The organism is Streptomyces sp. NPDC059355, assembly GCF_042752335.1.
GTDB lineage: Bacteria > Actinomycetota > Actinomycetes > Streptomycetales > Streptomycetaceae > Streptomyces.
In genome coordinates, this window is record NZ_JBHYXN010000022.1 from 47,823 (window position 1) to 63,436 (window position 15,614).

Annotated in this window: 15 protein-coding genes; 13 read left to right on the forward strand and 2 right to left on the reverse strand. The window is 71.9% G+C overall.

Annotation, left to right across the window (positions count from 1 at the left end; genetic code table 11):
- Positions 1–181: 181 nt before the first annotated feature.
- The 8 genes from ACFXGI_RS21590 (at position 182) to ACFXGI_RS21625 (ending at position 8,815) form a co-directional block, all read left to right on the forward strand.
- Positions 182–700: a hypothetical protein gene (locus tag ACFXGI_RS21590; RefSeq protein ID WP_384708951.1), complete on the forward strand. Its 519-nt coding sequence runs from the start codon at positions 182–184 to the stop codon at positions 698–700.
- Positions 701–794: 94 nt separating this feature from the next.
- On the forward strand, positions 795–1,637 hold the full coding sequence (locus tag ACFXGI_RS21595) for a DUF4097 domain-containing protein (RefSeq protein ID WP_384708953.1): 843 nt from the start codon (positions 795–797) through the stop codon (positions 1,635–1,637).
- A 60-nt stretch (positions 1,638–1,697) separates the two neighbouring features.
- Positions 1,698–2,696, forward strand: coding sequence for an ATP-binding cassette domain-containing protein (locus ACFXGI_RS21600; RefSeq protein ID WP_384708956.1), 999 nt, complete (start codon positions 1,698–1,700; stop codon positions 2,694–2,696).
- Complete coding sequence (locus tag ACFXGI_RS21605) at positions 2,693–3,481, forward strand: ABC transporter permease (protein WP_384708960.1); 789 nt, start codon at positions 2,693–2,695, stop codon at positions 3,479–3,481. The genes ACFXGI_RS21600 and ACFXGI_RS21605 overlap by 4 nt, the downstream gene beginning before the upstream one ends.
- A 557-nt stretch (positions 3,482–4,038) precedes the next feature.
- Positions 4,039–5,151: a bifunctional DNA primase/polymerase gene (locus ACFXGI_RS21610; protein WP_384708963.1), complete on the forward strand. Its 1,113-nt coding sequence runs from the start codon at positions 4,039–4,041 to the stop codon at positions 5,149–5,151.
- Positions 5,152–5,192: 41 nt separating this feature from the next.
- Entirely contained in the window at positions 5,193–6,779 is a 1,587-nt protein-coding gene (locus ACFXGI_RS21615) for a phage/plasmid primase, P4 family (protein WP_384708966.1), read from the forward strand.
- Entirely contained in the window at positions 6,776–7,165 is a 390-nt protein-coding gene (locus tag ACFXGI_RS21620; protein WP_384708969.1) for a DUF6009 family protein, read from the forward strand. The genes ACFXGI_RS21615 and ACFXGI_RS21620 overlap by 4 nt, the downstream gene beginning before the upstream one ends.
- 144 nt (positions 7,166–7,309) lie before the next feature.
- Positions 7,310–8,815, forward strand: a complete 1,506-nt coding sequence (locus tag ACFXGI_RS21625) for an FAD-dependent monooxygenase (protein ID WP_384708972.1) — start codon at positions 7,310–7,312, stop codon at positions 8,813–8,815.
- Between the two features lie 116 nt (positions 8,816–8,931).
- Here the strand turns inward: ACFXGI_RS21625 and ACFXGI_RS21630 are convergent, their stop codons facing one another.
- Complete coding sequence (locus ACFXGI_RS21630; protein ID WP_384708975.1) at positions 8,932–9,600, reverse strand: ScbR family autoregulator-binding transcription factor; 669 nt, start codon at positions 9,598–9,600, stop codon at positions 8,932–8,934.
- Between the two features lie 132 nt (positions 9,601–9,732).
- Between ACFXGI_RS21630 and ACFXGI_RS21635 the strand changes: the two genes are divergently transcribed.
- Positions 9,733–10,578, forward strand: a complete 846-nt coding sequence (locus ACFXGI_RS21635; RefSeq protein WP_384708978.1) for an NAD(P)H-binding protein — start codon at positions 9,733–9,735, stop codon at positions 10,576–10,578.
- 42 nt (positions 10,579–10,620) lie between these two features.
- Here ACFXGI_RS21635 and ACFXGI_RS21640 read toward each other — a convergent pair whose 3' ends face one another.
- Positions 10,621–11,490 (reverse strand): ScbA/BarX family gamma-butyrolactone biosynthesis protein, encoded by an 870-nt coding sequence (locus ACFXGI_RS21640; protein WP_384708981.1) that lies wholly within the window; start codon positions 11,488–11,490, stop codon positions 10,621–10,623.
- A 595-nt stretch (positions 11,491–12,085) separates the two neighbouring features.
- Between ACFXGI_RS21640 and ACFXGI_RS21645 the strand changes: the two genes are divergently transcribed.
- From ACFXGI_RS21645 to ACFXGI_RS21660, 4 genes are all read left to right on the forward strand, one after another.
- Positions 12,086–12,724: a ScbR family autoregulator-binding transcription factor gene (locus ACFXGI_RS21645; RefSeq protein WP_384708984.1), complete on the forward strand. Its 639-nt coding sequence runs from the start codon at positions 12,086–12,088 to the stop codon at positions 12,722–12,724.
- 356 nt (positions 12,725–13,080) lie between these two features.
- Positions 13,081–13,929 carry a BTAD domain-containing putative transcriptional regulator gene (locus tag ACFXGI_RS21650; protein WP_384708987.1) on the forward strand — a complete coding sequence of 283 codons (849 nt, stop codon included), beginning with the start codon at positions 13,081–13,083 and terminating at the stop codon, positions 13,927–13,929.
- Positions 13,930–14,032: 103 nt separating this feature from the next.
- Positions 14,033–14,743, forward strand: a complete 711-nt coding sequence (locus tag ACFXGI_RS21655; RefSeq protein ID WP_384708990.1) for a ScbR family autoregulator-binding transcription factor — start codon at positions 14,033–14,035, stop codon at positions 14,741–14,743.
- Between the two features lie 34 nt (positions 14,744–14,777).
- Positions 14,778–15,614, forward strand: a complete 837-nt coding sequence (locus ACFXGI_RS21660; protein WP_384708994.1) for a phosphopantetheine-binding protein — start codon at positions 14,778–14,780, stop codon at positions 15,612–15,614.

The window sequence follows — 15,614 nt, forward strand, 5'->3', positions numbered from 1 at the left end:
CATTCGGTGCCACGTGGTGTCATGTGGCGCCTTCGAGGGTGCGTCAGTGCGTGTGGCGCCATCGCGAGCCCCATGGGTTTTCTCGCGTTTTCGCAGGTGAGGGAGTGTTTGGCCAAGTCGGCGCCATGCTTGGTGCCATGAAGGCTTGCAAGTGGCGCCATTGTGGTGCCATCATTGAGCCATGGACCTCACGCCTTATGTCGACAACCTTCGCCGCGAGCTCGCGGTGGCCGCCGAAGCCGGTGGGGAAGACGCCCGGAAGCTGGCCGAGCGGCTCACGGCCCCTCTGGAGTCGGCGACCCGGCTGACCATGCTCAATGTGCTCTCCGCCGCGATGGACGAGATCACCCGCGAGCTCGCCCCCGGCTCGGTCGACGTACGGCTGCGCGGTCTGGACCCTGACTTCGTCGTGACGCTGCCGTCCACCGGCGGCGGCGCCCCCGCGGAGCCGGACGCGTTCGTCGAGCCGCTGCCGGCCGCGGCCCCGGCCGACGGCGACGAGGGCGGCACCGCCCGCGTCAACCTGCGCCTGCCGGCCCACCTCAAGGCACGCGCCGAGGAGGCCGCGAACCGCGAGGGCCTGTCGGTCAACGCCTGGCTGGTACGGGCCGTGTCGGCCGCGGTCGACGGCAGCGCCCGGCCGCGGCCGGCGGAGAAGACCCAGAACGTCGGACAGAGCATCACCGGCTGGGTGCGCTAGCCCCCAGGCCCCGGGCCCCAGCCCGCAAGCCTCAAGCCTCAAGCCCGCAACACGCCACCACTTCACCCCACAGACCCAAGAGGACGGGACAGCCATGCCTTCTTTCGACACCCCCGAACCGATCTCGGCCACGGCGCGCGTGGAGGCCGGTTCCATCCAGTTCGTCGCCGGCGACCGCACCGACACCGTCGTCGAGGTGAACCCCCGCGACCCCAAGAAGGACCTGGACGTGCGGACGGCCGAGCAGACCGAGGTCACGTACTCGGGCGGCGTACTGACCGTCAGGACGCCCAAGTCCAACATGTTCGGCCGCACCGGCGTCGTCGACGTGACGGTCGAACTGCCCACCGGCTCGCGCATCGACACGACCGGCTCCTGGACCCAGGTGCTCGGCGAGGGCCGGCTCGGTGAGGTCCGTGTGAAGACCTCCTCCGGCGACGTCCGCCTCGACACCACCGGTCCGCTGCACCTGAAGGCCTCGCACGGGTCCATCACGGTCGACCGGGTCGAGGGCACGGCCGAGATCACCACCAGCTCCGGCAGCCTGCGCGTCGGACTCGTCGACGGGTCCGCCGTCCTGAAGAACTCGCACGGCACCACGACGGTCGGCGCCGCGACCGGAGAGCTGCGCGTGAGCGGCGCCAACGGCGACATCGAGATCCGGCGCGCCGAGGACTCGGTCACCGCGACCACCGCCCACGGCACCCTGCGCGTCGGTGAAGTGGTGCGCGGCACCGTCCAGTTGGAGACCTCCTACGGCGCCATCGAGGTCGGCGTCCGCGAGGGCACGGCCGCCTGGCTCGACGTCAGCTCGGCCTCCGGCCAGGTGCGCAACGCGCTCACCCCGTCCGAGACCCCGGGAGGGACCGAGGAGACCGTCCAGGTCCGCGCCCGCACCCGGCACGGCAACATCGACGTCCGCCGCGCCAAGGCCTGATCCCCCACCCCTCGAACGACGCCGTCTTCCGACCACTTCAGCCTTCGAACGGAGGGCCCCATGCCTTCTTCTGTCATGCCCACGCCAAGGCGGGCGAACGGTCACACGTCGCCCGCAGCCGTCTCCACCACCGGTCTGCGCAAGTCGTACGGTGACAAGACCGTCCTCGACGGCGTCGATCTGCACATCCCGGCCGGATCCGTGTTCGCACTGCTCGGACCCAACGGCGCCGGCAAGACCACCGTCGTGAAGATCCTGTCCACGCTCATCACCGCCGACGGCGGTCAGGCCCGGGTCGCGGGCCACGACATCGCCGCCTCACCGGAAGGGGTGCGCGCCGCGATCGGCGTCACCGGGCAGTTCTCCGCCGTCGACGGGCTCATCACCGGCGAGGAGAACATGCTCCTCATGGCGGACCTGCACCACCTCTCCCGCAGCGAGGGGCGGCGCGTCGCCGCAGAGCTGCTGGAGCGCTTCGACCTGGTGGAGGCGGCCGGGAAGCCGGCCTCCACGTACTCCGGCGGCATGAAGCGCCGCCTCGACATCGCCATGACGCTGGTCGGCAACCCGCGGATCATCTTTTTGGACGAGCCGACCACGGGTCTCGACCCGCGCAGCCGCCACAACATGTGGCAGATCATCCGCGAGCTGGTCACGGACGGCGTCACCGTCTTCCTCACCACGCAGTACCTGGAGGAGGCGGACCAGCTCGCCGACCGCATCGCCGTGCTGGACAACGGCAGGATCGCGGCCGAGGGCACCGCCGAGGAGCTGAAGCGGCTGATCCCCGGCGGACACGTCCGCCTGCGCTTCTCCGACCCGGCCGCTTACCGGAACGCCACCCTCGCGCTCCGCGGGGTCACCCGGGACGACGAGGCGCTGTCGGTCCAGATCCCCAGTGACGGCAGCCAGCGCGAGCTGCGCTCCCTCCTCGACCGGCTGGACTCCGCCGGCATCGAGGCGGACGAGCTGACGGTGCACACCCCCGACCTCGACGACGTGTTCTTCGCCCTGACCGGCGGCGGCGACACCGACCAGCCCAAGGAGACCGCCCGATGAGCACGCTCGCCCTCGCCGTCCGCGACTCGTCCACGATGCTGCGCCGCAACCTCCTGCACGCGCGCCGCTATCCGTCGATGACCCTGAACCTGCTGCTGACGCCGATCATGCTGCTGCTGCTCTTCGTCTACGTCTTCGGTGACGTGATGAGCGCGGGCATGGGCGGCGGCGCCGACCGCTCCGCGTACATCGCCTACCTCGTGCCGGGCCTCCTGCTGATGACCGTCGGCTCCACCACGATCGGTACCGCGGTGTCCGTCTCCAACGACATGACCGAGGGCATCATCGCCCGCTTCCGCACGATGGCGATCCACCGGGGCTCGGTGCTCGTCGGGCACGTCGTCGGCAGCGTGCTGCAGTCGGTCGCCAGTGTGGTCCTGGTGGGGGCCGTGGGCGTGGCCATCGGCTTCCGCTCCGTGGACGCCACCGCCCTCGAATGGCTCGCGGCGTTCGGACTGCTCACCCTGTTCGCCCTGGCGCTCACCTGGATCGCGGTCGGGATGGGCATGGTCAGCCCGAACGCCGAGGCGGCCAGCAACAATGCGATGCCGCTGATCTTCCTCCCCCTCATCTCCAGCGCCTTCGTCCCGGTCGACGCGATGCCCGGCTGGTTCCGGCCGATCGCCGAGTACCAGCCGTTCACGCCGGCCATCGAGACGCTGCGTGGGCTGCTGCTCGGCACCGAGATCGGCATCAACGGGTGGCTCGCGCTCGGCTGGTGCCTCGCGCTCTGCGTGCTCGGCTACTGCTGGTCGAAGTCGGCCTTCGACCGCGACCCGAAGTAGCCGGGAGCGCCCGGCCCGCCCCGGGGCGGCGCACTCCGACACCACGTCGGGGTGCGCCGCCCCTTCGCGCCGTTCAGTCGCTGCTCGCTTCCCGCCGGAGCGGGGATCCAGAACCGCTCAAGAAAGCCCGGAGCGCGCGGGGCGGGGGGCAGCGACTGAAGGAAAGCGACTGAGCGACTCTTCGGTCGCTCTCAGAGCGGAAGAGAAAGTGCAGGTCAGATGGCATGGACGGAGAAAACAGCGACTGAAGCGACTCAAGGTCCGGGTATATGGAGACATTGGCGTGCGCGTGCGCTTGCGCGTGTGCGCGTCATATATAGGGGTCTTGAGTCGCTTCAGTCGCTGTTTTGCCTTGCGTGAGGCTGTGACCTGGTGTTCTGTGAGCGACTCAACGAGCTACCGAACGAGACTCGGTCGCTGTGTCTTCAGTCGCTCAGTCGCTGGGGCCGTTCGTGGACGCGTACATCTGTTCTGGCTCATATGCCTCTCGCCTCCCACCGGTTTCGCTAACCTGTTGTCGGGCGTTGAGTCGCTTCAGTCGCTGATGGGGGAAGTGGATGGCAGCTGAGCTGCGGGTTTCGCGCAGCGACCCAAGGCAGTTCACGAGAACCGCCGCGGTCGTGTCGCAGCCTCTGACGACTGCCACGTGGTGCGCGCGCCAGGGGTGGCCGGTTCACCCTCTTGCGCCGGGCCGCAAGACGCCCGTGGCCAACTGCGACGCGTGCCGCGTTCCGGGCCACGACCGCGGCGCCTGCGACTGCCTGCGCGCGGGCCGCTGGTGCCACGGGTTCCACGCCGCGACGCTCGACTGCGAGCGGATCCGGCAGTGGTGGGGTGCCCGGCCCGATCTCGGGGTCGGCGTCGCCACCGGTCCGGCAGGCCTCGTCGTCATCGACATCGACGCGCACGCGACGGAACTCCCCGGCCGCGAACGGCTGCTGCCGGGCATCCCCATCGCCGACACCGTCGATCTGACCGGGCTGGCCGACGGCTTCCACACCCTGGGCGTGCTGGCCGCCTTACGCGGTGCCACGAGCCCGGCGGACGACGAGACGACCCTGCGCGTACGGACCCCCTCCGGGGGCCTGCACGTCTGGTACCGCAACGAGGGCGGCCTGCGCTGGCAGTGCTCCGCCGGGTCGGGCAGCGGCCGGGCCCTCGCCTGGCAGGTCGACGTACGGGCGCACGGCGGGTACATCGTGGCCCCCGGGACCGTGACCCCCGCCGGGGTCTACCGGCCGCTGGGGCCCGTACGGCATCCCGCGCCGCTCCCCGGCTGGCTGGCCGGGGAACTGGAGCGCACCGGGCACCTGCCCGCCGAGGCCGTCCCCGGCCCCCGGCCCGTGCCGCCCCGGGCCCGGCAGGCCGTCATCGCGGCCGGAGGCGGACGAGCGGTGTCGGACCGGGTCCTGGCGGGAGTGCTGGCCGAGGTCGCCGGCTGCGCGGCGATACCCGAAGGGGCTGCGTTCTCCGAGAAGTTGAACCGCGCCGCCTACACCGCCGGGGGACTCGTGGCCGCCGGACACGTCACCGAGGCCGAGGCCCTGCGGGCCCTGGAGGACGCGGCCGAACAGGCCCGCCCCGGGCAGGAGGGCCGCTGCCGCGCCATCATCCGCGGCGGGCTCAGCGCGGGCCTGGCGCGTCCGCTGGCCCTCCGAGGCCGCGTGTGAGGCCGCAGGCAAGGCCGCACGCGAGTGCGGAGAACGACGGCATGCCGGCCGGTTTCGACGTACAGGCCGTCGCGGCGCAGATCCTCGCGCAGCCCGTACCGGCGCCGCGCGGGTCCCAGGAGTCGTTGGAGAGCCTGGAGAGTCTGGAGTCCGCCGGATACGCGACGGGCCGGGAGAGGGCCGACAGCGGCCCGCGAGAGCCCCTGGAGGCCTTGGACGCCCTGGCCGTGGCCGGCGGCGAGGCGACGGCCGACGGACTGCTGCCCGACACGCTCACCGACCGCGGCAACGCCAAGCTGTTCGTCAAGCTCTACCGCAACGACTACCGGCACGTTCCCGGGATCGGCTGGTTCCGCTGGGACGGCACGCGCTGGCAGATCGACGAGGACGACACCGTCATGTGGTCCGCGGGCGACCTGGCGGAGTCCATCGCGACCACCGACCCCCGGGGCGTCCACCCCGCCGCCGCACTCCAGCAGCACCGCCGCCGCACGCTCAGCACCAGCGGCATGAACGCCATGCTCACCCAGGCGAAGTCCGCCCCGGGCATGGTGCTCAACGCGGCGCGCCTGGACGCCGATCCGTACGCCCTGTGCACGCCCGCCGGAGTCGTGGACCTGCGGACCGGGCACATCCGCCCGGCCGAGCCCACGAAGGACTTCCACTCCCGCTCCACCTCGGCGGCGCCGCGGCAGATGCCCACGCCCCGCTGGAACCGCTTCCTGACGGACACCTTCGGCGAGGGGCCGGAGGGCGCGGAGATGATCGACTTCCTCCAGCTGCTGCTCGGCTACTCCGTCACCGGGGACGTGGGCGCCCAGGTCATGCCGTTCCTGTTCGGCTCCGGCAAGAACGGCAAGTCCGTACTGCTGGACGTCCTGATGAAGCTGCTCGGGGACTACGCGGACGCCGCGCCCCCCGGGTTCCTGATGTCGCGCCCGTACGAGGGGCACCCGACCGACCTCGCCGAACTGCACGGCCGCCGCGTGATCGTGTGCAGCGAGGTCAAACCGGGCGACCGCTTCGACGAGGCCCGCGTCAAACTGCTCACCGGCGGGGACCGCATCAAGGCGCGCCGGATGCGCCAGGACTTCTTCAGCTTCGAGCCGACGCACAAGATGTGGCTGCTGGGCAACCACCGGCCCGAGGTCGGCACCGGCGGTTTCGCGTTCTGGCGGCGCATGCGGCTGATCCCGTTCGAGCGGGTCGTCTCCGACGACCGCAAGATCGACAACCTGGCGGACGTACTCGTCACCCAGGAGGGTCCGGGCATCCTCAACTGGCTCATCGACGGCGCCCGCCGCTACCTCGGCGGCGACCGCGACCTCACGGGTCCGGAGCGGGTCCGGATCGCGACGACGGCGTACGCGGAGACCGAGGACCACACCGGGCGCTTCATCGGCGAGACCTGCCGGCTGGAGGCCGATCTGAGGGTGGAACAAGCGCAGCTCTACGCGGCGTACAGGGGCTGGTGCCAGCATGAGGGCGCCCCGGCGATCTCTTCCCGGGCCTTCGCGGCGCGCGTGCGCGAGTCGGTGGGACTGGCCTCGCCGAAGGAAATGATCCTGTCCAACCAGCGCAAGTACTACCCGGGCATCGGCCTGCTCGCGGACGAGGAGACAGTATGAGCGCCCTCATCGCAGAAGACGAGATCGTCCACGAGGTGGAGCTCGTCTGGCTCGAGGACATCAGCCGGCTCGACTACGTCCGCCAGAGCCTGGACCGGCTGCCGACGCGGCGCGGGCGGCCCGCGTACCACCGCGACGGACGGATGGTCGGCTACGCGCTGCTCGGGCCGAAGGCGAAGCCCTCGCGCTCCTCCGGCACCTTCCGGCGGCGGGTGTTCTGGCTGCTGCCGCACGACCGGGACACCGCCCCCGACGGGCTGTACGCGACGGGGGCGCCGGCCGAGGCCGTGGACGCCCGGACGCTGGCACCGGGCAACAAGGGGCGCAAGACGGAGCGTTCGGAGGGCGGGCCGATGTCCTCGGCGGTGGGCGGGATCCTTCCGTAGCCGGTGGGCGCCACGTTGGGCAGCCCGTTCCGCTGCTCGCTGCGAGGTTTCCCGTTCCTTGGAAAAGAAACGGGACACCCGGTATATTTCTGCGCCTGAGGGGTCGCCCACGGGGAGGGCACCGCGGTGCAGGGGGAGCGTCGTATGCGGGCACAGGTGGCGGTGGTCGGCGGGGGACCCGTCGGGATGCTCGTGGCGGCCGAGTTGGCCGGGTACGGAGTCGACACGCTGCTCCTCGAATCCCGGTCCGGCGTCTGCGACCGGCCCAAGGCGACCACGCTGCACGCCCGGGCCGTGCAGTGCCTGGCCCGGCGCGGCCATCTGCCGGGGCCGGCCGCCCCGTACGCCGGTGCCCGGGGCGCCCGGACCGGGAGCCCCTTCCACTTCGCCGGGCTGCCGGGCCTGTTCATCACCGCGCCCGAGACCGAGCCGGAGCCGATCCTCAAGTGCCCCCAGGCGCAGCTGGAGCGGCAGTTCGAGGAGCGGGCCCGGGAGGCGGGTGCGCGGATCCTGCGCGAGCACCGCGTGACCGGGATGGTCCAGGGGCCGGACGGGGTGCGGATCACGGCCGAGGGGCCGCGGGGACCGGCCGTGTACGAGGTGGAGCACGTGGTGGGGGCGGACGGCGCGCGCAGTACGGTCCGCGAGCAGGCGGGCATCGGCTCCGACACCCACCCGGCCACGATCTCCGCGCTGATGGGCGCGGTCCGGCTCGCGGCACCGGACGCGCTGCCCCCGGGCTGGCACCGGACCCCGCGCGGCTGGATCGTGTCCAAGGGCGACGCCGAGGGCAGGACGCACATCCGGACGCTCAACTGCACCGGTGCGCACGCCGACCGGCACCTGCCGCCCACCCTGGACGAGCTGCGCCGGGAGGTGTCCTGGATCGCCGGACGCGAGATCGGGATGGCGGAGCCGCGCTGGCTCGGCCGGTTCAGCGACTTCTCCCGGCTGGCGCGGACCTTCCGCGCGGGGCGGGTCTTCCTGGTGGGGGACGCGGCGCACGTGCACTTCCCGATCGGCGGGCAGGGCCTCAGCACCGGGGTCCTCGACGCCCTCAACCTGGCCTGGAAGCTCGCGCTCGCGGTGCGCGGGGAGGCGGGCCCGGACCTGCTCGGCACGTACGACGCGGAGCGCAGGCCGGTCGCCCGGCGGGTCGTCGAGAACACCCGGGCCCAGCTCGCGCTGATGCGGCCGGGGCCCGAGCTCGACGCCCTGCGCGGGGTGTTCTCGGGACTGCTGGCGCAGGAGGGCGCGCAGGGGCACCTCGGCGGGGTCATCAGCGCGCAGGACACGGTGCTGCCGGCGGTGCTGCCGACGCGGCCCGGACCCTCCTGCCCGTTGGCAGGAACGTTTCTGCACAATGCCGTACTGACCACCTCGACCGGCGAGACGGACGTCATCCGGCTGCTCCAGGGCGGCCGGCCGCTGCTGCTGCTCCTCGGTGAGAAGGGCGCCGGCCACCGTGAGGAGGCGCGGGGCTGGGAGGGGGTCGTGCGCGTGGTGCGCGCCCGCCCCACACCCGAGGTGCCGTACGAGGCGCTGCTGGTGCGGCCCGACGGCTACATCGCGTGGGCGCCGGGCGGCGCGGACCTGGGCGCCGCGCTGTCGGTGTACTTCGCCCGGGGTGCCCGTACGGAATGCGCGTGACGGAGCGGAGGCCGGGGCGCGGGCCCCGGCTCCGGGCCGGGCGGTGGCCCGGGCTCCGGCCGAAGTCGGCGTACGGGCAGGGGCATTGCGGCCCCGGCCCGGATGACGGCGGCGGCTCAGCCGGCGGGCGCGAGTTCCAGCGCGTCCGCCGCCTTGCGGGCCTCGGCGTAGACCGTGGCTCCGCGGGTCTCGGCGAGGTCGAGCGAGGCGAGGACCGAGGGCACCACGACGCTGGGCAGCAGGTGGCGCATCAGGGCGGACACCCTGACGACCAGGTCGCCGTAGTCGCAGATGGCCTGCGACATGGACTGGATGCCGGCGAAGGAGCCCACGATGACGTCCGCGGTCTCGGGCACCACGACGTGGGGCAGCAGCTCGCCCTGGGCCTGCGCCCGCTCCAGCAGCGTGGTGCCGACCTCGCCCCAGCGCAGGAAGGGGCCGCTGCGGTCGAGGCCCTGCGCCAACTGGTCCATCGACAGTCTCACGCCGGCGCGCACCATGGGGTCGGTCTGCAGGCGGTGGGCGTGCAGCATGACCACGTCCACGATCTCCTGCACCTTGGAGGCGCGGTCGGGGACCATGAGCTGCTGGTCCTGCTCGGCGAGCACGCCCTGGGCCAGGTCTTCCTTCGACTGGAAGTGGAAGTAGAGCGCTCCCTTGGTCACCCCGGCCTCGCCGAGGATCTGGGAGATCGTGGCGGCTTGGTAGCCGTGTTCCTCGAAGATCTTGGCCGCCGCGGAAAGAATCGCCTGCCGTGTGCGGATGGCCCGGACTTGCTCAGCCACTGTGCCTCCTCCCTTCCTCAGGGTTGTCGTCCAAAGCGGTCATAAAAAAACCGCCCAGTTCGTATCTTACAGCGGGTGACCATCATCGGCCGCGGGCGGCGGAAGAAGAAGTCAAGTCAGGGAGGGAAGCCCATGATTCTCGTCACCGGTGCCACGGGGACGGTCGGGCGGGAAGTGGTCGGGCGGCTCCCGGTGGGCTCGGCGGTCCGCGTCATGACCCGGGATCCGGCCAGGGTCGCGGGCGGGCCCGCGGCGGCCGAGGTCGTACGGGCGGATTACGGCGATCCGCAGTCGCTCGCGCGGGCACTGGGCGGCGTGACGGCGGCGTTCCTGGTGACCAGCCGGGTCGGGGACGACGACGAGCGCTTCGTACGGGCCGCGCGGTCGGCCGGGGTGCGGCACGTGGTGAAGCTGTCCGCGGCGGCCGTCGTGGACCCGCGGGCCGATGACGTGATCACCCGGTGGCAGCGGGCGACCGAGGATCTGGTGCGCGGCTCGGGGATGGACTGGACCCTTTTGCGCCCGCGCGCGTTCATGTCCAACGCGGCGTCCTGGGCGGGGTCCATCCGGTCGGAGGGCGTGGTGCGCGCCCTGTACGGGAGGTCGGCCAACGCGTGCGTCGACCCGCGGGACATCGCGGAGGTGGCCGTACGCGCGCTCACCGAGGCGGGGCACGCGGGACGGGCCTACACGCTGACGGGACCGCGGGCGATCAGTGCGGCGGAACAGACGGCCCAGCTCGCCGAGCTGCTGGGCCGCCCGCTGCGCTTCGAGGAACTCGCTCCGGAGCAGGCGCGCACGGCACTGGCCGCGCGTCATCCGCGCGACCTCGTCGAGGCGCTCCTGGCCGGTGCGGAGCGTCAGCGTGCGGGGGCGAAGGCCGGGGTGGAGACGACGGTCCCCGCGCTGCTGGGCCGTCCCGCGGGTACCTTCCGCGGGTGGGCGGAGGATCATCGAGGCGCCTTCTCGTCCCTGTGAAGATGTTCCGCGGTTTCGCGGCTCGCCGCCTGCCACCGCGGGTCAGAGGCCGTGCTCCCCCGCGGTCACGGTGGCTCTGAAGACCACGGCGCCGTCCTGGTGCCCGGTCACCAGGACCGTCTCCTCGCCGTCGGGGCCCCGCTCGGGGAGGCGGCTCGCCTCGATCATGCAGGGGGCGTCCAGTTCGGCGTACCGCTTGAACTCGCCGGCGATGCCGAGCGGGAGGTACGAGGACCGCCCCAGTACGGCGGCCGTCGCCTGCCGGGCCGCCTCGAGGAGCACCATGCCGGGTACGTGGTCCACCGCGTGCTCGAAGAGTATGGGGTGGCGCGTGTCCACCCGCAGCTGCCAGCGGTCGGCCTCGCCCGTGGGCGAGAGGACCACGTCCATGGGCGACATGCGTCCCACGCTCTGCGGCGCGGCCGGGCTGATGAGCGGGAGCTGGTACCAGTCGCCTCCGAGGTTGTGGCCACCGCGGACGCGCTCGTACACCCCCGGTGGCATGCAGGAGAAGGAACCGCCCCCGGTGGCGACGATGTTCCCCTCGCGCCGCAGCACCGCCTCGAAGCGCAGACCCGACAGGTTCTTGCCGCGCCGCTTGACCTCCGTGCACACGACCTCGATGTCGAGTGCGGCGGGGGCCCAGCCCACCCGCAGGTGCTGCGGGCGTACGGCGATGTCGATGTCCCAGACGATGAACTGGTGGCCCAGCGGGACGCCGAACTCGGCGTGGCCCAGGAGCATGCCGATCTGGCGGATCGTTTCGCAGCCGATCAGCGGATCGTGGTAGCCGTCCGCGACCGGGGTGAAGAAGCTGTGTCCCCGGGGCCACTGCGCGGTCAGTTCGAAGTGCGTGTCGTCCACCCGCTGCCAGTCGGTCAGGACGACCTCGGCGACGGACGCTCGATGCACTAATTCCTTGGGAACGGTGAAGGTCAGGGACGGGAAGCGGAAGCCGCTCGGCTGGGCTGTTCCAGCTGAGAGGCCCCTCGTTTGCTCGTCGCTGACCGTTGTGCGCTCAACTCGGAACGTGCTCGCAGACATTGCTCCCCCTGGGCTCCGCTGGCGAGAAGGGCGTGTTGCCTCTGGCTGGGAAAGATACATACCAACCGGTTTAATTTCTAGCGGTATCCGACCATCCGCTCGTGCAAGCTGCGGACGACTTCCTTCCGAATGATACGTTTTCGCTGGTCAGGGCAGCCCTTCTGGCCTCTGCCCCACTCTGGGTGCACCCTTCGGAGCCCTTCGTGGCCCCCGGTGGGTCGAGTGCGGCCTAAGTGATCCTCAAGTCTGCTGATCAACGGTGTCCGAATGCCGCCGGTCGCCCGGCGTGTTCTTCGGCCAACTTCGGCTGACGCTAAACCGTGTCGGCCCTCTTCCCAAAAACCGCACAGACGGTTTGTTATAGTGGAGTCCGGAGTGAGCGGCCGCCTCGCGATGCTCCGCGGCAAGCACCCGCCGGTCCGCCTTCGCGGGCCCGGCACCCCTCGCAGTGACGGAGCAGTCGATGGTCAAACAGGAACGCGCGGCGCGTACGCGCGAGACCCTGATCCGGTCCGCAGCCGAGACCTTCGACCGGGACGGCTTCTCGGTGGCCTCGCTGACCGCGATCAGTTCGCTGGCCGGGGTGAGCAACGGGGCGCTCCACTTCCACTTCCCCAGCAAGGCCGCACTGGCGAACGCCGTGGAGGAATCGGCGCTGGCCCGGCTGCTGGCCCTGACGGGGGACGTGGAGGACGACGCGTTCCCGGCCGGGGCGAGCCGTGTGCAGCTCCTCGTCGACGTCACCCACGGGCTCGCGGGTGCGCTGCGCGGCGATCCGGTGCTGCGGGCCGGGTTCGCGCTGAGCGGCGAGCTGTCCCGGCCGCGTCCGGGCGATCTGCGCGAACGCTGGCGGCGCTGGGTCGAGGACACGCTGCAGCTGGCGGAGCTGGAGGGGGAGTTGCGCCCCGAGGCGGCGGCCGGGGACGTGGTGACCGCCGTGGTGGCGGCGACCGTGGGCTTCGAGGTGCTCGCCGTACGGGACGGGGCGTGGCTGTCGGCGGCGACGGTGACCCGGTTCTGGCGGCTGCTGCTGCCGACGCTCGTGTCGGCGGACCGCCTCGCCGGTTTCGAGGCCGCGGGCACCAACCGGCGGCCCGGGTAGCCGTACGCGGTCCCGGTCCCTGTAGTCCCTGTAGTCCCTGTAGTCCCTGCACTTCCTCTCATGTGCCCCGGCCCTTCGCGCACCAGCGCGGAGGGCCGGGTGCGTTTGTTCACCCTGCCCGCACGAAGACTTCGCGGTTTGTTTTGCCAAATCTAGGGCTGTTCTGGAGAGGGTGCGGAGTGGGGCTGCAGCAGTCTCCGGGTCCTGACGCTCCGACAACACCCCAGGTCAAGGACGTGTTTTGAGGGTTGGTTAGCTGAGCTAAGAAACAAAACAGCGCGGTCGGTTTCGTATTGACAAACCGCCGGTCCTGTTTTTTACTGGCGAAGGCTCATCCACGGACAGGGGAGTACGGCGTGGACATCGAAGTACTGGGCACACTGGCGGTGCGGGAACGCGGAATCTCCGTTACGCCGACCGCCCCGAAGCCGCGACAGGTGCTGGCGCTGCTGGCGCTCCATGCCGACCAGGTCGTTCCGGTGTCGGCTCTGATAGAGGAACTGTGGCAGGGGGCGCCGCCGCGCAGCGCGCGGACCACGCTGCAGACCTACGTACTGCAGCTGCGGGCCCTCATCGCGACCGCCCTGGAACAGGGCGAGGCCGCCGGCGAGGGCGAAACGGCCCCCGCGGGCCGGCGCACCGCCAAGGACGTGCTCGTCACGCTGCCCGGCGGCTACCTGCTCAACAGCGGCGGCGGCACCAGCGACGTCCGCGAGTTCGACCGGCTCGCGGGCATGGGCTACCGGGCGATGGACGCGGGCGACTTCCCGGGCGCGGCCCGGCTGTTGCGCGAGGCACTGTCGCTGTGGTCCGGTCCGGCCTTCGCCGACGTACACGGCGGCATCCAGCTGGACATGGAGACACGGCGGCTGGAGGAGACCCGGCTCTGCGCGCTCGACCAGCGCATCGAGGCCGATCTGCGGATCGGCCGGCACCGCGAACTGCTGGCCGAACTCACCGTGCTGGCCAGCCGCTACCGCACCCACGAGAACCTGCACGGCCAGTTCATGCTGGCCCTGCACCGCTCCGGTCGGCGCGGCGAGGCCCTCGACGTCTACCAGCGGCTGCGCGCCACGCTCGTGCGCGAGCTCGGGCTGGAGCCTTCGGCCGCCCTGCGCAGGCTGCAGCGCTCGATCCTCATGGCCAGCCCCGAGACTCCGGTGGCGGCGGAGGCGAACGGCGAGCGACTCGCGCGCGTGGGCTGAGATGGCCGCCGCACGCGACACCGAAACCGACACCGGGAACGCGGCCGGGGCCGGGGCCCGGGGCCGGGGGCGCGTCCGGACCGCGGGCCGAGGAGGCAGCGCCGTGCAGGAGAGGTCGGAGCGGACCCGCAGGAAGCTCGTGCACGCGGGCGCCGAGATGTTCCACCGCAACGGCTACGCGAACGCGACGCTCCTGGAGATCGCCGCGTACGCCGGAGTGACGAAGGGGGCGCTGTACTTCCACTTCGCCTCCAAGGACGAACTGGCGGAGGCGGTCCAGCTCCGCGGCTGCGAGCTGCTGCGCGAATCGGTGCGCGAACTGCGCGCATCCGGCAGCTCCCCGCTGCAGACCCTGGTCGACACGACGCACTGGCTCGCGCTCAACCTGCGCGAGGAACCGGCGATCCCGGCCAGCTTCCGCATCACCAAGGAATGCGCGGGACTGCCCGCACTCGCCACCGATTTCCACCGGGTCTGGCTCGCGGAGGTCTGCGGGCTGCTGCGCGAGGCCCGGGACGCGGGCGAACTGCGCGCCGAGGGCCGCTGGGAGAGCATCGAGTCCCTGGTCGCCGCGGCGGCCTGCGGCATCGAGGCGCTCGCGGCCACGGGCATGCCGTACGCCGAGTTGCAGCGGCGGGTGTCGGGGCTGTGGTCGCTGATGCTGCCGGGCCTGGTGCCGGACGGGGCCGAACGGGAGTTCCGGGTCGGGATGCCGGATCCCGACACGGCGCCGTGGCGGGTGGGGGACGTACGGGACGGGGACGAGGGCGACCACCACTCCTCGTGTCCCGTGTACTCCGGCAGCAGCGCGTGACCGTGTGCCACCCGACGGCTTGGAGGAGCCTGCGATGACGATGGAACATCCTGCGGACGTACTGACCGACCTCATCGGGGTGCTCGGCGACGTCCTGCGGGTCAAGCCGGAGAAGATCGACCCCGAGCAGACCTTCCAGTCCATGGGGCTCGACTCCCTGCTGGTCGTGGAGTTCGTGGCCGTCGTCAACACCCGGTACGGGCTGCGCGTGCGCGCGACCGACCTGTACGACTTCCCGACCCCGGCGTCCTTCGCGCGCGAGGTCGCGCGGGCGGCGGCGAACCGCGCGGCCGCGGCCCCGGTTCCCGCGGTACCGGTTCCCGTCGCGGCGGCCGCGGGCCCCGGAGCGCCGGCCGCCCCCGCCGTCCGGCAGTCGCCGGCGGCCGCCGCGGCGACCCGGATCGCGGAGGTGCTGCGCGAGCAGCTCGCGGGGATCCTGTGCTGCGACCCCTGGGACATCAACACGACGGCCGCGTTCAACGTGCTCGGCGTCGACTCCATGGTGGGCGCGGAGTTCATCGCGGTCGTCAACCGCAGCTTCGGCCTGCGGGAGCGGTCCGTCCTGCTGTACGAGCACCCGAACCTGGCCGCCATGGCCGCGTACATCGCGACGCGGACGGGGGCGGCGGCGCAAGCGGTCCAGGACGCGCTCCCCGCGCACGACCTCACCCCGGCCCCGCGGACACCGGAACCGGCGTTCCGCCCGGCCGCTGCGGTCGCGGTCTCCGCAGCCGCGGTCTCCGCGGCGGCCGTTCCGGCGCCCTCCGTACGGCCGCTTCCCGCGAGCGACCTCGACGTCCTGCTGGACGCGATCCGCGACGACCGGCTCACCGTGGACGAGGCCCTCGTACTGCTCGGCCGTCGCGGCTGA